Annotated in this window: 17 protein-coding genes; 11 read left to right on the top strand and 6 right to left on the bottom strand. The window is 64.4% G+C overall.

Annotation, left to right across the window (positions count from 1 at the left end; all coding sequences use genetic code 11):
• Nucleotides 1–48 precede the first annotated feature (48 nt).
• The 3 genes from EN853_RS03820 (at nucleotide 49) to EN853_RS03810 (ending at nucleotide 3,090) form a co-directional block, all read left to right on the top strand.
• The gene (locus EN853_RS03820) at nucleotides 49–1,494 is read left to right on the top strand and encodes a GMC family oxidoreductase (protein ID WP_127857934.1); all 1,446 of its coding nucleotides are present in this window, start codon (nucleotides 49–51) and stop codon (nucleotides 1,492–1,494) included.
• 11 nt (nucleotides 1,495–1,505) lie between these two features.
• A complete protein-coding gene (locus EN853_RS03815; protein ID WP_127857933.1) occupies nucleotides 1,506–1,949 on the top strand; it encodes a hypothetical protein in 444 nt (147 codons plus the stop codon).
• 61 nt (nucleotides 1,950–2,010) lie between these two features.
• Entirely contained in the window at nucleotides 2,011–3,090 is a 1,080-nt protein-coding gene (locus EN853_RS03810; protein ID WP_127857932.1) for a glycosyltransferase, read from the top strand.
• A gap of 144 nt (nucleotides 3,091–3,234) precedes the next feature.
• Here the strand turns inward: EN853_RS03810 and EN853_RS03805 are convergent, their stop codons facing one another.
• Together EN853_RS03805 and EN853_RS03800 are read right to left on the bottom strand one after the other, a co-directional pair.
• On the bottom strand, nucleotides 3,235–4,257 hold the full coding sequence (locus EN853_RS03805; RefSeq protein ID WP_127857931.1) for a phosphoribosyltransferase: 1,023 nt from the start codon (nucleotides 4,255–4,257) through the stop codon (nucleotides 3,235–3,237).
• 77 nt (nucleotides 4,258–4,334) lie between these two features.
• The gene (locus EN853_RS03800) at nucleotides 4,335–5,831 is read right to left on the bottom strand and encodes a lipopolysaccharide biosynthesis protein (protein ID WP_127857930.1); all 1,497 of its coding nucleotides are present in this window, start codon (nucleotides 5,829–5,831) and stop codon (nucleotides 4,335–4,337) included.
• A 198-nt stretch (nucleotides 5,832–6,029) separates the two neighbouring features.
• On the opposite strand from EN853_RS03800, the gene EN853_RS03795 reads away from it, so the two are divergent.
• The 6 genes from EN853_RS03795 (at nucleotide 6,030) to EN853_RS03770 (ending at nucleotide 13,621) form a co-directional block, all read left to right on the top strand.
• Nucleotides 6,030–7,202 (top strand): glycosyl transferase family 1, encoded by a 1,173-nt coding sequence (locus EN853_RS03795; protein ID WP_127857929.1) that lies wholly within the window; start codon nucleotides 6,030–6,032, stop codon nucleotides 7,200–7,202.
• Between the two features lie 25 nt (nucleotides 7,203–7,227).
• Nucleotides 7,228–8,217, top strand: coding sequence for a glycosyltransferase family 2 protein (locus tag EN853_RS03790; protein WP_127857928.1), 990 nt, complete (start codon nucleotides 7,228–7,230; stop codon nucleotides 8,215–8,217).
• Nucleotides 8,217–9,161 carry a glycosyltransferase gene (locus EN853_RS03785; protein ID WP_127857927.1) on the top strand — a complete coding sequence of 315 codons (945 nt, stop codon included), beginning with the start codon at nucleotides 8,217–8,219 and terminating at the stop codon, nucleotides 9,159–9,161. Before EN853_RS03790 ends, EN853_RS03785 begins: the two co-directional genes overlap by 1 nt.
• The gene (locus EN853_RS03780; protein WP_245516803.1) at nucleotides 9,151–10,101 is read left to right on the top strand and encodes a glycosyltransferase family 2 protein; all 951 of its coding nucleotides are present in this window, start codon (nucleotides 9,151–9,153) and stop codon (nucleotides 10,099–10,101) included. The genes EN853_RS03785 and EN853_RS03780 overlap by 11 nt, the downstream gene beginning before the upstream one ends.
• A 74-nt stretch (nucleotides 10,102–10,175) precedes the next feature.
• Nucleotides 10,176–11,072, top strand: coding sequence for a UTP--glucose-1-phosphate uridylyltransferase GalU (galU, locus tag EN853_RS03775; protein WP_127857925.1), 897 nt, complete (start codon nucleotides 10,176–10,178; stop codon nucleotides 11,070–11,072).
• Between the two features lie 167 nt (nucleotides 11,073–11,239).
• Nucleotides 11,240–13,621, top strand: coding sequence for a polysaccharide biosynthesis tyrosine autokinase (locus tag EN853_RS03770; protein WP_127857924.1), 2,382 nt, complete (start codon nucleotides 11,240–11,242; stop codon nucleotides 13,619–13,621).
• 207 nt (nucleotides 13,622–13,828) lie between these two features.
• Here the strand turns inward: EN853_RS03770 and EN853_RS03765 are convergent, their stop codons facing one another.
• Nucleotides 13,829–14,797 carry a LysR family transcriptional regulator gene (locus EN853_RS03765; RefSeq protein ID WP_348631560.1) on the bottom strand — a complete coding sequence of 323 codons (969 nt, stop codon included), beginning with the start codon at nucleotides 14,795–14,797 and terminating at the stop codon, nucleotides 13,829–13,831.
• 120 nt (nucleotides 14,798–14,917) lie between these two features.
• Between EN853_RS03765 and EN853_RS03760 the strand changes: the two genes are divergently transcribed.
• Nucleotides 14,918–15,889: an NmrA/HSCARG family protein gene (locus EN853_RS03760; protein WP_127857923.1), complete on the top strand. Its 972-nt coding sequence runs from the start codon at nucleotides 14,918–14,920 to the stop codon at nucleotides 15,887–15,889.
• 130 nt (nucleotides 15,890–16,019) lie between these two features.
• Here the strand turns inward: EN853_RS03760 and EN853_RS03755 are convergent, their stop codons facing one another.
• The 3 genes from EN853_RS03755 to EN853_RS03745 all read right to left on the bottom strand — a co-directional run bounded on the left by EN853_RS03755 (nucleotide 16,020) and on the right by EN853_RS03745 (nucleotide 20,018).
• On the bottom strand, nucleotides 16,020–16,754 hold the full coding sequence (locus tag EN853_RS03755) for a metallophosphoesterase family protein (RefSeq protein WP_348631559.1): 735 nt from the start codon (nucleotides 16,752–16,754) through the stop codon (nucleotides 16,020–16,022).
• A 142-nt stretch (nucleotides 16,755–16,896) separates the two neighbouring features.
• Complete coding sequence (locus EN853_RS03750) at nucleotides 16,897–17,976, bottom strand: acyltransferase (protein WP_127857921.1); 1,080 nt, start codon at nucleotides 17,974–17,976, stop codon at nucleotides 16,897–16,899.
• 134 nt (nucleotides 17,977–18,110) lie between these two features.
• Nucleotides 18,111–20,018: a propionyl-CoA synthetase gene (locus EN853_RS03745; RefSeq protein ID WP_127857920.1), complete on the bottom strand. Its 1,908-nt coding sequence runs from the start codon at nucleotides 20,016–20,018 to the stop codon at nucleotides 18,111–18,113.
• 412 nt (nucleotides 20,019–20,430) lie between these two features.
• On the opposite strand from EN853_RS03745, the gene EN853_RS03740 reads away from it, so the two are divergent.
• Complete coding sequence (locus EN853_RS03740) at nucleotides 20,431–20,526, top strand: putative RiPP precursor (RefSeq protein ID WP_127857919.1); 96 nt, start codon at nucleotides 20,431–20,433, stop codon at nucleotides 20,524–20,526.
• Nucleotides 20,527–20,666 lie beyond the last annotated feature (140 nt).

Raw genomic sequence — 20,666 nt, 5'->3', positions numbered from 1 at the left:
GCGGGGCCGACAAATGATCGTGCGCGTTTCGGGAAAGGGTTCGATCTGATGGTGCTGGACGTTCAGCCCGAACAAATCGCTAACGAGCGTTTCGATCTCGTCGTCATCGGTTCCGGTTTCGGTTCAGCCTTTTTCCTGCATGAGTTCCTGAAGCGGCGCAAAGCCCGCGTCCTGGTGCTGGAATGGGGCCGCCACAACACGCATGAATGGCAGCTCAGCCAGAACGCCAACACCGACATAGACGACGAGAGCACCTATAAGACCGACAACGCCGACAAGCCGTGGAACTACACCATCGGCCTCGGCGGCGGCACCAATTGCTGGTTCGCACAGACGCCGCGCTTCCACCCCAACGACTTCAAGCTGAAGAGCACCTACGGCGTCGGCAACGACTGGCCGATCAGCTATGACGAGTTGGAGCCGTTCTACTGCGATGCCGAGGACGTCATGTCGATCTCCGGCGATCCCGACATGGCCCGGATGCTGCCGCGCTCGCGGCCGTTCCCGCAGCCGCCGCACCGCATGTCGACGCCGGACCGGATGATGAAGGCGGCGCAGCCGGAGCAGCATTTCGTCATGCCGACCGCCCGCGCCCGCGTGGCGACGGCGCAGCGCACCTCCTGCTGCGCCAACCTTAGATGCTGGCTGTGCCCGGTCGACGCCAAGTTCACCGTCAACAACGGTCTGATGCATGTCTTCCAGCACGCGGACGTGTCGGTGTGCCTTGGCGCCGAGGTGCGCCGGCTCGACCATTCCGGCGGCTCGGTCCGTTCGGTCGCCTTCATGCGCAACGGCAAGGAATATTCGGTCAGCGGCGACCTTGTGATCCTCGGCGCCAATGCCATCCAGAGCCCGGCGATCATGCTGCGCTCCGGGCTCGGCGGCGAGTTCGTCGGGCTCGGCCTGCACGAATCCTATGGCTGGAACTACGAGGTCTATCTCGACGGTGTCGACAATTTCGACGGCAGCACCATCACCACCGGCCTGAATTTCGGCCTCTATGACGGCCCGCACCGCGCCGAGCACGCGGCGGCCCTGGTCTATTTCGAGAACCGTTGGCAGCATGGCATGCGGGCGGAGAAGGGGCGGCTCAGGCAAGTGCTGCCGCTGGTCATCGTCACCGAAAACCTGCTCGACCCGGAAAACCGGGTGATCCTCGACCAGGACGAGAACGCCTTCGTCAGCTTCAAGGGCGCGTCCGACTATGCCACCAAAGGCATGGCCAAGGCGCTCGAGCGGCTGCCGGCGCTGCTCAAGCCGCTGCCGGTCGAGCAGATCTTCGATCGCGGCATAAGGCCGACCGAGTCGCATGTGCAGGGCACCTTGCGGATGGGCACCGGCCCGGCCGACTCGGTGGTCGACCGCGACATGATCCACCACAAGCTCCGCAACCTCGTCGTTGTCGGCACCAGCACCTATCCGAGCTGCTCCTGCGCCAACCCAAGCCTGACCGCCGCCGCGCTTTCGTTGCGGGCGGCGGGCCGGCTGGCATGAGGGAGGGACCGATGAAGATCACGCGACGCACCGCGCTTGCCGTAGTTGCCGGCGGTATCGCCTCGACCGGCATTGCCGCTGCGGCCGTATCCTCCTTCTCGGATGAGGATCTGGTCCGCGTCACGCTGGAGAAATATTTCGGGCCGCTCAACATGCGTATCGAGCATCTGCAGCAATTCGTGCTCGAATTCCGCAACCGCAACCCGTGGGTGTTCCCAAGCGACAAGCTGGCGGACGCGGTGACGCTTTTGGAGACCGTGAAGCTCGACAAGGCGCGCGAGTTCCTGCCCAGGCAGAAGCAGCAGGATGTCGGGAATTTCGAGCGCTGGGTTGTCGCCGAGTTCCATATGCTGACCGACTACGCCTGGCGCAGTTCGCCCAATGATCCGATCCGCTTCACCGGCTGGCACCCATGCACCAATCCCTTCGCCAATCTCGAGCTGCAGAATGCCTGAAGTCGCGCGGCGGACAAACGCGGTCGGGCCAAACAGAAGAACGTGACAAGGAGCCGAGCCCATGAAAGTGATTTTCGCAGGCGGCAATGGATACACGCCCGAATTCAGCGGCGGTGTCCAGTCGAGCACGCATCACCTGGCCGAGCAGCTGATCGAGCACGGACATGAGGCATCGGTGCTCGCTGCCCTGTTCGGAGACGGCTTCTTCGGCTTCAGGGCGCGCGCCAAGATGAAGCTGCTGCGGCAGCCCGCGGTCATTGACAGCTTTCCGGGCTATCCGGTGGTGCGCGCCTGGTTTCCCTGGGAAGCAGCCCGGTTTGCCGTCGAGAAGATGAAGCCGGATGTCGCGGTGGTGCAGTGCCACAAGTCGGTACCGCTCGGCAAGGCGCTGCAGGCCGAGGGCGTGCCGTTGGTCGTCTATCTGAGGAACGTCGAGTTCCACGAATTGGGCGGCGACCTGCGCGAGTTGAATTCCGCCCACTACATCGCCAATTCCGAATTCACGGCGCGCACTTACAAGCGGGAGTTCGGTATCGATTCGACGGTCCTGCCGCCGACCATCAACCCCGCACTGTACAGCACACCGACGACCGGCGAGTTCGTCACCTTCATCAACCCCAACGAGGAGAAGGGTTTCGATCTTGCGGTGAAGATCGGTGCCGCATGCCCTGAGATCCCGTTCCTGTTCGTCGAGAGTTGGAAGCTGGATGACGATCAACGCGCCCGCATCGGCGAGACCATCGCGCCATTCGCCAACATCAAGCTGGAGAGCCGCACCAACGACATGAAGACGGTCTATGGCCGAACCAGGATCCTGCTCGCGCCGAGCAAATGGGAAGAGGCCTGGGGCCGCGTCGCTTCGGAAGCCCATTGCAGCGGCATCCCGGTCGTCGGCTCGCGGCGGGGCGGCCTGCCCGAGGCGATCGGTTCCGGCGGCGTGGTGTTGGACTATGACGCGCCGCTCGCGGACTGGGTCGAGGCGGTGAGGCGGCTGTGGAACGACAAAAAGGAGTATGAACGGCTTTCCACCGCGGCTCGCGCCTTCTCCGAGCGCGCGGAGCTCGACCCCGAACGCCAGTTCGCCACCTTCTTTGCGCTGCTCGACAAGGCGGCGCAGCAGCGCGCCCGCCGCGCGGCATAGCCCGGGCCGCGGCATCCGGCAACAGCGGCTTTAAGCGACGCCGAGGTCCGTACGCTTGCCAACAATTTTCTGCGCGTGGCGTCCATGTGGCGGACTCCAACAACGATTGCCCGACGGTTCCTTGGCTCCCCGCCGCCAAGATGGTCAGGCCGGTCGCTTGACCCGGCTCTTCAGCGTTTCATAGCCGCGCTCGCCGAGTAGCATCCGTGCCATTTTCTTGGCGACCGCCGTGCGCCCGTCGGGCGAATTGACCTGCCTGAGACGCGCCGGAAGGTTGCGGGCGGCCTGCTCCAGCGCCGGCAGCGAGAGGGCATCGGGAAAGCTGACGATATTGGTCTCGACGCACAGGACCGGCTTGCCCGACAGCCTGGCGATCTTGAGCGCCTGTTCGTGCTCGCTTTCGATGAAAAGGATGGCGTCGGATTTGCGATAGAACTCGGCCTTGAAGCTGCCATGCGCGCCGAGCCGCTGCCGCTCCGCCTTGCTCGGCAGGTCGAGCATGATCAGGTGGTCGTATTTGATCTCATGCTTGGCGAGCCAGGCCTCGGTCAGCCTGCGGTACTTTTCCAGCCGGCTGGTCACCAGCCAGCCGATCTTGCGGGTCGGCCCGAGCAAAGGCCGCGCCTCGGCGAGAAATTTCTCGTAGGCAGGCCCATCGTCGTTTTCTTCCTCGGTCGGATCGAGGCAGAGCACGCCGTCGATGTCGACGCAGCATTGCTCGAGGAAGATGTGATGCATGAAGTTCCACTGGAACATACGCGGATGCGGCACGACCTCGAAGACGACGTCGGTCTCCTTGTGCTGCAACGAAAGGCCGAACACCGCGGCATAGACGAAATCGCCCTGGATGCCGGCGGCGGCGATCTTGTTTTGCGCATCACGCATGGCGTTGCCGCCGGCAACGCTGTCGTCGATCACCAGGATCTTGCGCATCTCGGAATGCTGCCGGTCGAGCGCGGCGCGCCGCTTGGTGATTCCCGACGTGTAGATCTTGCCGGCGAGGAAACTGTCGAGATCGGTCATCGGGATGTTCGCCGTCAGGCTGACCAGGGTCGCGGCGAGTATGCCGCTTCTCGGCACGCCGACCACCAGGTCTATGTCGCGCGGCAGCCGGTGCAGGTTCCGCACGATCGCGTCGTTCATGTCTGAAATCGATCGGTAATTCATGGCGTTGCCTTACCCTCAAGTCAGTGATTTCGCCGGCTGTCCGGCCGCGGCCGAAGCCGCAATTGCGCCAGGCAAGTTCACTTCGCCTCGCTGGTTGCCGGCGAGAATCCCCGCGCCGGGATCAGCCGCAAGGCCTCCCGAAGCGCCTCGCGACCGGCGCCGAAGGCGACCGCGACGATAATGGTGGCGACATAGGAAAGCATCGCGCCAGCTGCGAGCGCGATGACGGGTTGCGCCGGCAGCATCGGCTTGGCGAGCCAGACGAGTGCCAGCGCCAGATGCGCGCCAAGCACGAACGGGGTCGCCGCGTGCAGCACATGGCTTGCGCGCAGCGGCCCGGCCTTGCCGACATAGAGCCACAGGAAAGGCGTCCTCAGATATTCGCTGATCGCATAGGCGACGGCGACGCCGAGCGCGCCATAGGGCAGGCCGATGGCGAAGGCCATCACCGAGGTTACGGCCGTGACAATGCCCCAACGCATGAAATCGCCGGAGCGGCCCTGGCTGACGAACAGCCAACCCGCCGGATTGTTGAGCGGCTGCAGCAGCCCGGCGAAACCCAGCGCCAGGAAGATCGAGGCGCTCTGCCGCCATTGCTCGCCGAGCACGAAGGGAATGAGTGTGTCGGACATGGCCGTGGCGAACGCGACGCCGGGCAGGGCAACGAGCAGGATCAGCGGCATGACGCGCAGATAGGCGCTGCGGTATCGGTCCGGCTCGTCCTTCAGGCGCGAGAGCGCCGGTACCATCACCTTCGACAGCGGATTGGTGATCTGGCTGAGCGGGAAAAGCAGGAGCTTGTAGGCGCGGTCGTAGAGGCCGAGCTGCGCCTCGCCCCAATATTTGCCGATCAGCACATTGTCGAGGTTGCGGGCAAAGAAGTTGGCGAAGTTGAAGCCGGTGATGCCGGCGCCGAAATGGATCAGCTGGCTGATGCCCTCGACCTTGCGCGGCAGCCCGGGACGCCAGCGCGAGGAAGCCCAATAGCAAAGCGTCGGCAGCACCGCGCCTGTCAGCGTGCCGGCAAAAAGCGCCCAGTAGGAGCGGTCGACGAAGGTCCAGGCGATCGAGACGACGAGCCCGCAAACGGCGCTGGCGACGTCGATGATGGCGAGCCGCGTGAACTCCATGCGGCGCGTCAGCAGCGCCAGATGCTGGGCGCCGAGGCCGTAGGCCATGATCTGCAGGCCGAACGCGGCAACCAACCCCGTCACGCGCGGCTCGCCGTAGAAGGCGGCGACCAGCGGCGCAGCGCCGGCAAGCACGCAGGCCAGGATCGCGCTCACCGCCGTGTTGATCCAGAAGAGGTAGTTGACCTCCTCATGCCGGATGCCGGATTTCTGGATCGTCGCCTGGGTTAGGCCGAAGTCCTGGAACAGCGCGATGAAGGCAAGCACTGGCGCGCACATCGCCACCACGCCGAAGTCCTGCGGCGACAAGAGCCGCGACAGCACGATGACGGAGACGATCTGGGTGGCGACCCGCACGCCCTGCGCCATCGCGGTGACGACGGCGCCGCGGCCGACCGATCTGCGCAGTGAGCCCTCGGGCGGATCGAATGCACTGGTTTCCAAATTCAGGATCCCTGATTTTACGCCGGCCCGACATCGTCGTGACCAGCGCCCGCCGCCAGACACAAACTACCGCAAGAGGTTTTTGCAGTGCAACAAAAAATGTGCGGTGGTTGCTTCGCTGCACCAAAAATGTTGCGATGCAGCAAAAGCTGTAATAGCATCCTCTTGGGTGGCGGGCCCAAAAGCGGTCGATTTTGCATGCTGCATGTCTTGTACCTTGTGCATGACGTATCCGACCCGGCGGTGCGCCGGAGGGTCAAAATGCTCAGGGCAGGCGGTGCCAGGATAACCCTGGCGGGTTTCCGCCGCACCACCCGTCCGATCGCCGAGATCGAAGGTCTCGAGCCGGTCGACCTCGGCCCGACGCGCGACGGCCGATTCGCGCAGCGCATCGGCGCGGTGGCCAAGGCGGCGATGTCGATCGGCGCCAAGCTTGGTGCCGTGCCTCGGCCCGACCTGATCATCGCGCGCAATCTCGAGATGCTGGCGCTTGCCCGGCGCGCGAGCGGCGCTTTCGGTGCCGGCGTGCCGATCGTCTACGAATGCCTGGACATCCATCGGCTGGTGTTGCGCAACGACCTGATCGGCAAGACGCTGCGCGGCGCAGAACGCCATCTCGCGCGCGACGTGAAGCTTCTGGTGACCAGCTCGCCTGCCTTCGTCGCCAACTATTTTGAGCCATTCGGGCAAATCGCCGCACCGGTCGAGCTGATCGAGAACAAGTATTTCGACACCATGCCGGTGCCGGCGGGCGATCTGCTCGAGGACGAGGGGCCAGCGGCGCCGCCCTGGCGCATCGGCTGGTTCGGCGCGCTGCGTTGCCGCCGCTCGCTGGAGCTTCTGGCCGAATTCACGCGCCGGCAGGAAGGGCGCTTCGAAGTGGTGCTGAGGGGTCGTCCAGCGCTGTCCGAATTCCCGGATTTTCATGCCTTCGTCGAAGCCGAGCCCTGGCTTTCCTTTCGCGGTCCCTACCGCAATCCGGAGGACATGGCGGCGATCTACCGCGAGGTGCATTTCTCCTGGGCGATCGATTTCTTCGAACAGGGCCAGAACTCCGAATGGCTGCTTCCCAACCGCCTCTACGAAGGCTGCCGCTTTGCCGCCGTGCCGATCTCGATGGCCAGCACCGAAACCGGCCGGTTCCTCAAGCAGCAGGACATCGGCGTGCTTCTATCGGAAGCCACGCCCGAAGGTCTCGACACCGCGCTCGGCCCGATGGGCCAGGAACGCTTCGGTAAGCTGAAGTCGCGGGTGTTGGCCCGAAATCCGAGGACTTGGAGCTACGACCGCAGCGATTGCTTGGCTTTCGTCGACAAGCTGCGCGGCCTGACCGCCGTTCGCGGGACCTTTGCGACCGAGGCGCTGGCATAGGATGGCTGATAATGGACAAAAGCCGATGACGCAAACCACGGCATCGAGCCTGATCGTCATTCCGTGCCTCAACGAGGCCGCCCACATCGGCGGGCTGCTCGAGCAGTTGCGGCCGGCGGCGGCGAGGCTCGGCGCGCGCATCGTTGTCGCGGACGGCGGCAGCACCGATGGCACGCAGGATATCGTCGAAAACGTCGCTGTCGAGGACCCGCGGGTCATCCTGCTTGCCAATCCGAAGCGCATCCAGAGTGCCGCCATCAACCTGGCGGTGGCGACGTTCGGCGACGATGCCGACTATCTCATCCGCATCGATGCGCATGGCGGCTATCCGGGCGACTATTGCGACAGGCTGGTCGAGGAAGCGCTTGCGACCGGGGCGGATTCGGTCGTCGTCTCGATGCTGACCAGCGGTACCGGCGCGGTGCAGAAGGCGGTTGCGGCGGCGCAGAATTCCAAGCTCGGCACAGGCGGATCGAAGCATCGCCACATGTCGGCCGGAGAGTGGGTCGACCACGGCCATCATGCGCTGATGCGCATCGCCGCCTTCCGGGCCGTCGGCGGCTATGACGAGAGCTTCAGCCACAACGAGGACGCCGAACTCGATCATCGCCTTCGCCTGGCCGGCTACCGCGTCTGGATGAGCGGCAGGACGCAGATGATCTATTATCCGCGCTCCACGCTGAAGGGTCTGTTTTTCCAGTATCTCGGCTATGGCCGCGGCCGCGCCAAGAACGTGCTGAAGCATCGAATGATGCCGAAGCTGCGGCAGATGATCCCGCTGCTCGTATTCCCGGTGGTGCTGCTGACCTTCATCGCTCCGGTCTTCGTGCTGGCGGGAGTGCCGTTTCTGATATGGGCGGCGGTCTGTCTCGGCTATGGCGCGGTGACTGCCATCCGCCAGCGCAATCCGGCCATCGCGCTGGCCGGCGTGTCGGCGATGGTGATGCATTTGGGCTGGTCGATGGGTTTCTGGCTGCAGCTCCTCGGCCCGACGCCGGCGCGCGAGGCGGCGTGATGGCTACAAAGAAAAACCGTTCCATCGACATCTGCATTTGCACCTTCCGCCGGCCGGAGCTTGGCGACACGCTGCGCTCCATCGCCGCGCTGGAGAAGCCTGCCGGGTTCGAAATCGGTATCGTCGTCGCCGACAACGACGACCAGCCGACGGCGCAGCCGTTGGTGAAGGCGCTGGCGCAGGAGCTGAAGCTGCCGGTCCGCTATCGCCACGCGCCGGCGCGCAACATCTCGATTGCCCGCAACGCCTGCCTCGATGCCAGCGTATCGGACCTTGTCGCCTTCATCGACGACGACGAGACGGCTTCGCCGGGCTGGCTCGTCGAGCTTGTCGCGACCGCCGAGGCGACCGGCGCGGCGGCCGTGCTCGGCCCGGTTCGCGCAACATATCGGCAGGATGCGCCCGACTGGATGCGCAAGGGCGATTTCCACTCGACCCTGCCCGTCTGGGTGCGTGGCGAGATCCGCACCGGCTACACCTGCAACGTGCTGCTCAGTGTGACCGAGGCGAGCCTGCGCAACCGCCGTTTCAGCCTGGCGCGCGGCCAGACCGGCGGCGAGGATACCGAATTCTTCGATCATATGGTCAAGGCCGGTGGCCGCATCGCCTTTGCCCCGCAGGCCTTTGTCGACGAGGCGGTGCCGCGCTCGAGGGCGGCCTTCGACTGGCTGCGCCGCCGCCGCTTCCGCTTCGGACAGACACATGGCCATCTCATCGGGCGCAACACGGGCGGTGTGCGCCGCATCGGTCAGGTCGCGGTCGCGTCCGCCAAGGCGGCCTATTGCTTCGGCATGGCATTGTTGACGGCGATCAGCCCGGTGCGGCGGAACCGCAGCATGCTGCGCGGCATTATGCATGTCGGCGTCGTCAGCGGTCTGGTTGGCGTGCGCGAAATCCGCCAGTACGGCCTTACACCGCAGGAAGGGGACAAGCGTGCAGCCTGACGTCAGCTTCGTCATCGCCGCCTACAACGCGGAGGCGACCCTCGACCGGGCGATCGCCAGCGCCCTGGCGCAGCGCGACGTCACGATCGAAGTCGTCGTCGTCGACGACCAGTCGCGCGACCGCACGCTCGACGTCGCGCGCGCCTATCCCGAGGACATCGTGAAGGTCGTTGCGCTTCCCGCCAACCGCGGTCCCGGCGGCGCAAGGAACGCCGGACTCGATCTGGCCCGCGGCCGCTGGGTTGCCGTGCTCGATTCCGACGATGCCGTCCTGCCCGGCAGGTTGGCGGCAATGATCGCGCGGGCGGAAAAGGCGGGTGCTCAGATCGCGGTCGACAATGTCCAGGTCGTGCGCGAGGACGGCACACCAGACGACGTCATGTTCCCGGCCGCTTATCTCGAACAGCTCGGGGAAATCTCGCTTGCCGACTACATCGCCGGCAACGTGGTCTTCGAGTCGCGCTTCAACCTTGGCTATCTGAAGCCGATCTTCCAACGCCGGTTCCTGGACGAGAACAGGCTTCGCTACGACGAGCAACTGCGCATCGGCGAAGACTACATCCTTCTGGCGAGCGCGCTGGCCAGCGGCGGCCGCTGCGTGGTCGAGCCGACAACTGGCTATATCTACCACATCCGCACAGGTTCGATCTCGCGGGTGCTGGAATTGCATCATGTCGAGGCGATGGCGAAAGCCGATGCCGCCTTCGCCGCTGCGAATGTCATGGACGAGAGCGCCAAAACGGCCTTCGCGAGGCGCGGCCGCAGCCTGCGCAAGGCGGCCTCGTTCCTGTCATTGGTTCAGCACATCAAGGCGCGTGCGCCGCTCAAGGCGATACGCACGGCGCTCAGCGATCCGGCCGCGGTCAGGCATATGTCGATGCCGATCGCGGTCCGGCTGAGAAGGGTTGCGGCACAGTTTGCCGCGGGGACGGGGAGGTGAAGCATGCTGGCGGATGGAATGGATTTTCATAGCCAGCGATAGGTCAAAATCGATCTCCTCAGAAGGAATAAGCAATGCAGAAAGTCAGGAAGGCAGTCATCCCGGTGGCGGGGCTTGGAACGCGGTTCCTGCCGGCAACCAAATCAATGCCGAAGGAAATGCTGCCCGTCGTCGACAAGCCTGTCGTGCAATATGCCGTGGACGAGGCGTTCGAAGCCGGCATCGAGCACATCGTCTTCGTCACCGGCCGCAACAAGGCGGTCATCGAGGATTATTTCGACCTCCATCCTGAACTGATCGGGACGCTCGAGCAGACCGGCAAGAAGGCGCAGCTCCAGTCGCTGGAAAGCCTGCTGCCCGTCGCCGGTGCCACCAGCTTCATCCGCCAGCAGTCGCCGCACGGCCTCGGCCATGCCGTATGGTGCGCGCGCGACGTGATCGGCAACGAGCCCTTCGCCCTGCTGCTCCCCGACATGGTGTCCTTCGGCGCGCCGGGCTGCCTCGCCGAGACCGTCGACCTCTATCAGCGGACCGGCGGCAACGTCATCGCCGTCGAGCGCTGCGATCCTTCGGAAACCGGCAAATACGGCATTGTCGGCCGCGGCGCCGAGGTGGCCTCCGGCTTCGAAGTGACCGCCATGGTCGAGAAGCCGGCGCCTGCCAACGCACCCTCGAACTTCTACATCAACGGCCGCTATATCCTGCAGCCGGAGATCTTCGCCCTGCTTGGCACCCAGCAGCGCGGCGCCGGCAACGAGATCCAGCTCACCGACGCCATGGTTCGCCTGGCCGAGAGCCAGCCCTTCTATGCCCAACCCTTCAACGGCCGCATGTTCGATTGCGGCTCCAAGGAAGGCTTCATCGAGGCCACCATCGCCTTTGCTCTGGCGCGCGACGACATGAAAGGACCTGTCTTCGAAATGCTGCAGCAATTCGTCCGGTCGCACGAGCGCCGGGAAGTAGCCGCATAATGCCCAAATTTTGGGTGCATATGCGAAATCGCGATGGCGCGACAGCCGCGCAAGCGCTTGGCCGAGCCGGCCAAGCGCCCCTTGGCACGGATGTTGCGTGGTCTTTTCTGGTAACGACGCCACTCTTCGAAGGCCGGTAGCGCCTGCAACCTGGAATTGGACCGAAGATGAATTATGCCAACTTTCCTCTCGACAAGAGGATGCCATTGCCCAGTACCGAACCGGAAAAGGGTGAAGACTTCATCGACGTCGAGCGCCTGCTTGGCATGGCCGCCCGGCAGGCCAAGGTGGTGGCGGTCTGCGCCGTCATCGGCCTGTTCCTGGGCGTGATTTATCTGCAGACCACGCCCAAGCAATACACGTCCGTTGCCAGCGTGCTGATCGACGAGGGCCTGAACAAGGTCGTGGACGACATCTCGGCGGTCAGTGCCACGCAGCAGACGGACGCGACGATCCTCAGCCAGATAGAAATTCTTAGCTCCGCCCGACTGGCGTCGGTGGTCGTCGACAAGCTGAAGCTCGACCAGAACGACGAGTTCATGAACCCGCCTCAGTCGGCCCTTGCCAAGGGCGTCGGGTTCCTGCGCGGTATCGTCGCCTATTTCCGCGGCAGCGCGACCAACGAACTCCCGGGGATCGAGAACGTGGATGCCGCGACGCGCGAAGCCATGATGAAAGCCGCGACCCATGACTATGCGGTCCTCGTTCTGCAGACCGGATTGATGGCGGATCGCAACGGCCGCAGCAACGTCATTACGTTGGGCTATCAGTCGGCGAATCCGGCCCTCGCCACGGCCATCACCAAGGCCTATGCCGAGGCCTATCTCGCTGATCAGCTCAACGCCAGCTTCGACGCCACCGAGCGCGCCGCTGTCTGGCTGCAGGGCAGGCTGACCGAGCTGCGCCAAAGTTCGCAGCAGGCAGCGATGGAGGTCGAGAAATTCAGGGCGGAGCACGGGCTGTCGGCCAACAGCGACGGCCAGCTGATCAGCGGCAAGCAGCTGTCGGATCTCAACGCCCAGCTCATCATCGCGCAGGCCGATACCGCGCGCGCCAGCGCCCGCTACCAGCAGTACAAGGCGATCGTCGACAGCGGCTCCGACAATGCTTTCAACGATTCGGCGATTGCCTCCGATCAGCCGAGCAGCTCGGTCATCATCGGCCTTAAGACCCGTTACCTTGCCATCGCCAAGCGGCTCCAGGATGTCGAGGCGAATTTCGGCAAGGACCACCCCCAGGCCGTGGCGCTCACCAAGGAAAAGGCCGATGTGTCGGCGCAGATCTTCGGGCAGCTGAAGCAGATCACCGAAAGCTACCGCAACGACTTCCAAGTGGCGCAGGCGCGCGAGGCCGAACTGAAGCAGAAGATCACGACCGCCGCCGGCCAGAGCTCGGCCGACAATGAGTCGCAGGTGAGGCTGAGAGAACTCGACCAGCAGGCGCAGGCGCTCTCGACGCTCTACCAGACCTTCCTCAGCCGCTATCAGGAAGCCTCGCAGCAGCAATCCTTCCCTGTCGGCAAGGTCCGCATCATCTCGGATGCGAACATGCCGCTTGCCGCGTCGAGCCCGCGCACCATCAGGGTGCTGGCGCTCTCGCTGGTGCTCGGCCTCATGCTCGGCGCCGGCTTCGGCGGCTTGAACGAATTCAACGAGCGCTTCTTCCGGACGGGCGAGGACATTCGCGACCGCGTCGGCCTGAAGTTCCTCGGCTATCTGCCGACGATCGGCGGCGGCAAGGCCAAGGAGACGAAGCCGGACGAATTGCCGGCCGACGGCAAGGTAACAAGCCTGTCGGCCGCCGAGAGAAGGGCGCGAATGCGGGTAAGCCTCGATGCGCCGGCCTCGATGTTTGCCGAGACGCTTCGCAACGCCAAGATCGCGTTCGACGTGGTGATGGAGGACAAGGGCAGCCGGGTGATCGGCGTCATCTCGGTGCTGCCCGGCGAAGGCAAGTCCACCGTGGCGGCAAACCTAGCAGGCCTGCTCGCCGCCAACGGCGCCAAGACGCTGCTGATCGATGGCGACCTGCGCAATCCCGGCCTCAGCCGCAGCCTCGGCATGGAAGCCGAGCACGGGCTTATGGAAGCCGTGGTCAACGGGCAGACCTGGCAATCGGTCGGCAAGGTCGACCGCCAGACCAAGCTGGCGATCATTCCCGCCGTGCTGCGCGGCCAGTTCTCGCACACCAGCGAGTTTCTGGGCTCGGCCGGCATGCGGCGCTTCATCGATAACGCCAAGGAGACCTTCGAATACATCATCGTCGACCTGCCGCCGCTTGGGCCCGTGGTCGACGCCAAGGCCTTCGCGCCGCTGGTCGACGGTTTCGTGCTCGTCACCGAATGGGGCCGCACACCGCGCGCCATGGTGCGCTCGATGCTGGAACAGGAGCCCTACATCGCCCAAAAGATCACCGGCGCGGTGCTCAACAAGGTCGAGCTCAAGAAGCTGGCGAAATACGGCTCGCTCGGCGGCTCTGAAAGGTTCTTCGACCGCTACTCGAGCTACTATCTGGAAAAATCGGATTCACGCGCCAAGCAGGCCGCCTAAAGCAATTCCAGGAAAAGTGCATGGCGGTTTTCCGTCCGGAATTGCGTCTCGCGATGGGTGCAATTCCAGGAAAAGTGCATGGCGGTTTCCCGTCCGGAATTGCGTCTCGCGAAGGGCGCAATTCCAGGAAAAGTGCATAGCGGTTTTCCGTTCGGTGCCGCGCCAAGATAGAGCGGTTCTGCGTTTTCCGTGAAACGACGAGCCGCCTTATCCGCGACGATTGCGCATCCGGGACGAGGATTGGTGCGCGACAAGCGAGACGACGGCGTCACGGACCCAGCGTTGGCCGCTGTGGCCGTGACCGCGCTCATGCCACACCATCCCCACTGCAAAGCCTTCAACGGGAAATGGACAGGCTATGATTTCAAGCTTGTCCGCACGGTCGCCTACCAGGCGTTCGGGGACCAGTGCAACGAAGTCCGAGTGGGACACGATCTCAGGGACGAGCAGGAACGAGGCAGCGGAGAGCACCACGTTACGCTCGTATCCGAGAGCGGCCAGGGCACTATCCACCGGCGTTGCGAAGCCGCCGCCGTCCACGGAGACGATCACTTGCTCCAGCTTGGCGAATTCAGCGACCGTGATTCCTTCTCGCAGCCGTGGATGGTTCCGGCGGCCGATGAGCACATAGCGCTCATCGAACAGATGTCGGGCGCGAAGACCTGGCGGGGCCGCTTGCGGGGTCATCAGTGCCAGATCCACATCACCGCGCGCCATCTGCGCTTCCAGCTGCGATATGTCCAGATTGCGTATCGCGACGCGAACACCGGGCGCTCGCGTCCTGAGCGCCAAAACGAGCGGCTGGATCACCGCGGCCTGCAGATAATCCGTGCAAGCGATAACGAAGGTTAGCCTGGCCTTCGCCGGATCGAAATTCCTATGCGAGGTCAGCGTGGCGCGAACTTGATCGAGGGCTTGGCGCAACGGATCGAGCAGCTCCATTGCCTTGGCCGTCGGCGTCATCCCGCGCTGGGCGGGAATTAGCAGTTGGTCGTCGAACTCGTGCCTGAGACGGTTCAGCTGGGCGCTTACCGCCGGCTGGCTCAGATGCAGTCGAGCAGCCGCCTTCGTGACGTTCCGCTCGATCAGCAGCGTCTCCAGGGTGACCAACAGATTGAGATCCAGGCGCTTGGTATCCATGGAATGGATAGTAGATGAATATTTCTGTGATTTCAAAAATAGCTCGAGGCAGCCGAGACTTTGCGATCAGGGCCGGCACCGCGGCGCGCTTCGACCCGCCGTGGTGACTGTCGACGCTGGCGGAAGCGGTTTCCGCCCTCAAACCGGGATAACAACATGAGCCAGGCCGATACTTCCAAACCTTTGATCACCGTTGTCGGCGCATCGAGCAAGCAAGGCCGCAGCGTCGCCAACGCCTTGCTCGACAGCGGGCGCTACCGGGTACGCGCGCTGACGCGGCGCCTCGACAGCGAACCGGCGCAAGCCTTGGCGAAGAAGGGTGCCGAAGTCGTGGTGGCACCCCTTGAACTTGGCAGGCAGGCCGAACTGACCGAAGCACTGAAAGGCTCGGCCGGGGCATTCCTGATGACGCCGCCCATCGTCAAGGTGCCGCCGGCGGAACCAGAACTCAACCTCGGCAAGGAGTTGGCCGATGCGGCGGTGGCCGCTGGCGTCGAGCACGTGGTGTTTAGCGGGCTCGAAAATGTCGAAGCGATCACCGGCGGCACCAAGTGGGCGCCGCATTTCACGGACAAGGCAAAGATTGAGGATTACATTCGCGGCTTGCCCGTCCGCAGCTCCTTTGTCTACCTGGCGTTTTATTACACCAACTTCCTGGAGTACTACGTGCCGCAAGGCGGGGAGGACGGCATAACGTTCGCCGTATATCTGCCGCCGGACATCCCCATGCCCTTCTGTGATCCGCTCACCGCGGCCGGCCCGGCGGTGCGCGAGATCTTTGATCACTCGGCGCGCTACGCCGGGGAGATCCTGCCGGTGATCGGCGAGTTTATCTCGGCGCAGCAGATGGTGGATACATTTGTGCGGGTCACCGGAAAGGCCGCGCGCTACGCCTCCGCCTACTCGCGCGAGGACTTGCTGCGCCACTTTCCGGGTTTCGCCGGCAACGAGCATCTGGTGCGCGAGCTGGTGGGTATGGTCGAATACTGCGTCGAATATGGCTACTACGCTCCGGAGCGCGATCTGACCTGGAGCCGGAAAGTCGATCCGAATGCTTTGACCTGGGAACAGTTCCTCAGGCGCAGCGGATGGCAAGGCGATCTGCTGTCCTATGGCGCTGCCCGCTGAGGCCGGGCTTGCGCTGACCTGACAGCAGCGATGCTGTACTCGCGCTCATGATCGCGTTGCAGGGTGTTTCGCTTTCCGGAATTGCGTTGAAAATGCCTGGAGAGGCCCGAACGCGCCAAGCCGCTCAGCTTCAATCCCTGGACGACAGCAGCCGTCCATATTTGCCGACGATCCTGAGGGCGGTCAGCCGGCCGCTCTGGAAGGCACCCGTGTCGATGCCGAGCCGGCGCCCGTCGAGCGTCGGGACGTCCACGATCGTATGTCCGTGCACGACCCAGCGGTCGAGGCGATGCGTTGCCGCGAGGAAATCGGATCGGATGTTGACCAGGTCGGCCTCGTCCTGGGCTTCGAGCGCGATCCCGGGCCGGATGCCAGCATGCACGAACACGAACTCGTCCGAGCAGACCATCACCGGCAGCGTGCGCAGGAAGCCGATATGGCCGGCAGGTATGGCCTCGCGGATGCTTTCGTCGACCTCCTCGCTTGAAGCGTAGAGATTGGCGAGATGGGCCGGGTCGATGCCATAGGAATAGAGGGTCTCCCGCCCCCCGACCGCAAGCCATGGCTCCCGCGACAGATAGCCGTCGAGGTAGTTGAGCATCGCGACCTCGTGGTTTCCGGCCAGGCAGACGCGCAGGAAGCCTTTTGGCGGCGGCGCCATGAGGTGTTCGATCACGCGCCGCGACTGCGGCCCGCGGTCGATATAGTCGCCAAGCATGATGATGATCTTGCGGCCGCGGAACTGCAGAGCGTCGAGCACGATCTTCTGCTCCAGCGCGCGCAGCTCGTCATAGCAGCCATGCACGTCGCCGACCGCGTAGACCACCGTGTCGCGCATATCCATCACCAGCCGTTCGCGCGGCAAGGGTCGGGGTCGTCTCGATCGCTGGAACAGGCTCACGGATTGCGGCTCGGCACTCAAACTGGGATCGCGCGATGCGGAGCGCGGACCAAGTCTCGATATCAGCCGGATGCAAACAATTCCACACCGGGAGCTGCTGTGGAGTTTAGGCGGCTTTCAGACGGTAGCGGAACAGCGTGTGGTCGAGCAGCAGGCGGATGCGCGGCTCGGCCTCGGCCGCCACCAGCCAGCTCGCCGCGATCATGGTGGCGCCGACGAGCGGGATCGACACGAGGTAGGGCACGCCCGCCCGGATCAGCGCGCCGAGCATCGCGGCGCCGACGACATCGTGGATGAGGTAGAGCGGATAAGTCATCAGCCCGATCCGGCGCCAGCCGCGCCAGGAAAGATCGAGCCTGAGCGACCACGCCATCAGCGCTACCGCGGCAAGGAAGATGACGATCGGCGGCGCATAGGGCATCGCGGCTTCCACCTTGATGCTGTGAACATCGACCGAGCTGCCGATCTGCAGCACCCCGCCGGCGAGGAACAGGGCCGAGAAGCCGAGGCGTGGAACGGTCACCGCCTTGAAGCGCATCAGCCAAAGCAGCACGCCGATGGCGAAGAAGGCACCGTGATGCACAAGCGTGAGCTGCAGCCAGCGCGTCTCCGCGAGATCGGACCAGCCGAAGAGAAAATAGGCGCACCAGAACAGCGTGCTGACGAGACCGATGATGACGGCGACGGCTTCCATCAGATGGAATCGGCCAAGCCTGAGCAGGATCCAGACGATGGCGTAGAAGGCGATCTCGATGCCGAGCGTCCAGTAGACGCTGTCCACCCATGGCTCGAAAGGCACGAACATCGCCGTGCGGGCAAGCCGCAGCACGGCGTCCGTCGGCCAGGAAAGACCGACCATGAGCAGCACCACCGCCGAGATCGGCGCGCAGACCCAGACCGCCGGCGCCAGCCGCCTGACGCGCGCCTCGAAGAACTTGAGCGGCGTCGAATTCTCGGCGCTGAAGGCGATGACGAAGCCGCTGATGACGAAGAACACCTGCACGCCGACCCAGCCGGAGCCGACGAGCGCCATCTCGGGGTGGGCCGGGATGCCTCCCGTGGCGCGCGCCGACACCCCACCGGGGAACGCCCATATCCAGAAACCATAGTGATAGAACATCACCATGACGGCCGCCAGGAAACGCAATATGTCGACGCCGCCGAATGTCGTCTTGTGCTGAGCCATGCCGTGCCTTCGGAATGGCCCCCCAAGGCGAACATTACGGGCTGTTGCTGCATTGCACAACAGCCGATTGCAGTGCGGGACGAATTCGGGAGACCACCCGCCGCTGCAACCCGCTGCCGAGGTGGCGAAGCGGGCTAGATCCCGATGCCGCGTCCCTTGAGCGCCGCCGTGATCTCGTCAAGGATCGCGGGATCGTCGATGGTCGCCGGCATGGTCCATTCCTCCTTGTCGGCGATCTTCTGCATCGTGCCGCGCAGGATCTTGCCGGAGCGCGTCTTCGGCAGCCGCTTGATCGTCACCACCGTCTTGAAGGCGGCGACCGGGCCGATCCGCTCGCGGACCAGGCTCACCACCTCGCTTTCGATGGCGCCGGTGTCGCGCGACACGCCGGCATTGAGCACGACGAAGCCGAGCGGCACCTGGCCTTTCATCGCGTCGGCGATGCCGATGACGGCGCATTCGGCAACGTCCGGATGCGCGGCCAGCACCTCCTCCATCGCGCCGGTCGACAGCCGATGCCCGGCGACGTTGATGATGTCGTCGGTGCGGGCCATGACGTAGAGATAGCCGTCTTCGTCCATCATCCCGGCGTCGGCCGTCTTATAGAAACCGGGGAACTCCTCGAGATAGGCTTGGCGGAAGCGGGCGTCCGCATTCCAGAGCGTCGGCAGGCAGCCAGCCGGCAGCGGCAGCTTGACCACGACATTGCCGAGCGTGCCGCGCGGCACCTCGTGTCCTGCGTCGTCGAGAATGCGGATGTCGTAGCCTGGCATCGGCACGCCGGGCGAGCCGTATTTCACCGGCAGAAGCCCGAGCCCGGCAGGGTTGATCGTCATCGGCGAGCCGGTCTCGGTCTGCCACCAATGGTCGACGACCGGACGGTCGAGCTTCTGCTCAGCCCATTTGATGGTTTCCGGATCGGCGCGTTCGCCGGCGAGGAACAGGGTGCGGAATTTCGACAGGTCGTATTTCGACACGAACTCGCCCCTGGGATCCTGTCCCTTGATGGCGCGGAAGGCGGTCGGCGCCGTGAACAGCGCCACCACGCCGTGCTCCGAGATCACCCGCCAGTAGGTGCCGGCGTCCGGCGTGCCGATCGGCTTGCCTTCGAACAGCACGCTGGTGGCGCCGTGCAGCAGCGGCCCGTAGACGATGTAGGAGTGGCCGACCACCCAGCCGACATCCGAGGCCGCCCAGAACACCTCGCCCGGCTTGACGTCGAACTCGTTGTCCATCGTCCATTTCAGCGCGACCATATGGCCGCCATTGTCGCGCACGATGCCTTTCGGCTGCCCGGTCGTGCCCGAGGTGTAGATGATGTAGAGCGGGTCGGTGGCGAGAACCGGCACGCAGTCGACATTGGCGCCCGCCGCCCGCTCGCGGGCGACCGCATCGGCATAGTCGAAATCGTAATTGTCCCTCATCTCACAGCGCAGTTGGTCGCGCTGCAGGACGAGGCAGGCATCGGGCTTGTGCCTCGACATCTCGATCGCCTTGTCGAGCAGTGGCTTGTAGGCGACGACGCGCCCGGGCTCCAGTCCGCAGGACGCGCTGATGATCAGCTTCGGTTTGGCGTCGTCGATGCGCGTGGCAAGCTCGTGCGAGGCAAAGCCGCCGAACACCACCGAGTGCACAGCGCCGATGCGTGAACAGGCGAGCATGGCGATGGCCGCCTCGGCCACCATGGGCATGTAGATGATGACGCGGTCGCCCTTGCCGATGCCGCGATGCCTGAGCACCGAAGCCAGCGCCACCACCTCGCGCTTCAATTCGGCATAGGTGAATTTCCGCACCGTGCCGGTGATCGCGCTGTCATGGATCAGCGCCAGCTGGTCGGCGCGCCCGCCCGCCACGTGGCGGTCGATGGCGTTGAAGCAGGTATTGCAGGTGGCGCCGGTGAACCAGCGGCCATAGACGCCGGCCGTCGGATCGAAGACCTTTTCGGCAGGCGAATACCAGTCGATCGCCTTGGCCGCCTCGGCCCAGAACCCCATGGGGTCGCGTTTCCAGCCCTCAAAGACTTCGTGATAGCGTGACGCCATCGCCTCTTCCTCCCCGGGAACGTTTTGCGTTTTGCAATAGACTATGCCGCCTCGCGCGGCCATGTCTTCCTGCATTTTGGTCGACGTCGCTGGCAAAGGTCCGCTGACGGCGGTCCGCTTGGAGCGCCGTTCTGATTGCCTCGGGATGAAAGTCGGCTTAGAGCGGCAGTGCCGCCAGCATCAGCCCGACGCCGCCGGCGATCAGAATGGCGGCCGCGAACGCTTTGCGATGGCGCTCGAAGGTCGACGGCGCCCGATCCCAATTGTAACGCATGGCACTACCTCCCCAAAAACCCCGGCGGACTCATAGCTTACTCAAGGGAAGGATGGCAACCCTGACGGGAACCGCCGCCTTGACAGGGGGCGCAACCACTCGTCATCCTCCCGGCGTGGACATTCTTGGGGGACTTTGGTGAAGAGAACCTACGAAAAGCCGCTGCTGGTCAAGCGCGAGACGCTGTCGAAGGTCGTTGCCGCCCCGAGCGGACCGATTGGTCCCGTCGGATGACAGCCGGCGGTCGGCCTGGCCCGGAAGCGGGTATTCTTCGCGGCGCTCGTGGGAAGATCCGATCGTCCACGCATTGCCGGTCTGTCATCAGCCGATGGACAGCGCCTTTGCGCCGCGCTAATTGCACTTCGGCGAAGGGA

Source organism: Mesorhizobium sp. M1C.F.Ca.ET.210.01.1.1, assembly GCF_004791585.1.
GTDB lineage: Bacteria > Pseudomonadota > Alphaproteobacteria > Rhizobiales > Rhizobiaceae > Mesorhizobium.
The sequence above is the reverse complement of the archived record's forward strand: the minus strand, read 5'-3'. Positions and strand labels throughout refer to the sequence as shown.

Bases quoted from the DNA above. Each gene is read 5' to 3' on its own strand.
- EN853_RS03795 (WP_127857929.1), top strand. From the start codon at position 6,030: ATGCTGCATGTCTTGTACCTTGTGCATGACGTATCCGACCCGGCGGTG.
- EN853_RS03745 (WP_127857920.1), bottom strand. From the start codon at position 20,018: ATGGCGTCACGCTATCACGAAGTCTTTGAGGGCTGGAAACGCGACCCC.
- EN853_RS03760 (WP_127857923.1), top strand. From the start codon at position 14,918: ATGAGCCAGGCCGATACTTCCAAACCTTTGATCACCGTTGTCGGCGCA.
- EN853_RS03785 (WP_127857927.1), top strand. From the start codon at position 8,217: ATGGCTACAAAGAAAAACCGTTCCATCGACATCTGCATTTGCACCTTC.
- EN853_RS03750 (WP_127857921.1), bottom strand. From the start codon at position 17,976: ATGGCTCAGCACAAGACGACATTCGGCGGCGTCGACATATTGCGTTTC.
- EN853_RS03815 (WP_127857933.1), top strand. From the start codon at position 1,506: ATGAAGATCACGCGACGCACCGCGCTTGCCGTAGTTGCCGGCGGTATC.
- EN853_RS03805 (WP_127857931.1), bottom strand. From the start codon at position 4,257: ATGAATTACCGATCGATTTCAGACATGAACGACGCGATCGTGCGGAAC.
- EN853_RS03790 (WP_127857928.1), top strand. From the start codon at position 7,228: ATGACGCAAACCACGGCATCGAGCCTGATCGTCATTCCGTGCCTCAAC.
- EN853_RS03810 (WP_127857932.1), top strand. From the start codon at position 2,011: ATGAAAGTGATTTTCGCAGGCGGCAATGGATACACGCCCGAATTCAGC.
- EN853_RS03820 (WP_127857934.1), top strand. From the start codon at position 49: ATGGTGCTGGACGTTCAGCCCGAACAAATCGCTAACGAGCGTTTCGAT.
- galU (WP_127857925.1), top strand. From the start codon at position 10,176: ATGCAGAAAGTCAGGAAGGCAGTCATCCCGGTGGCGGGGCTTGGAACG.
- EN853_RS03770 (WP_127857924.1), top strand. From the start codon at position 11,240: ATGAATTATGCCAACTTTCCTCTCGACAAGAGGATGCCATTGCCCAGT.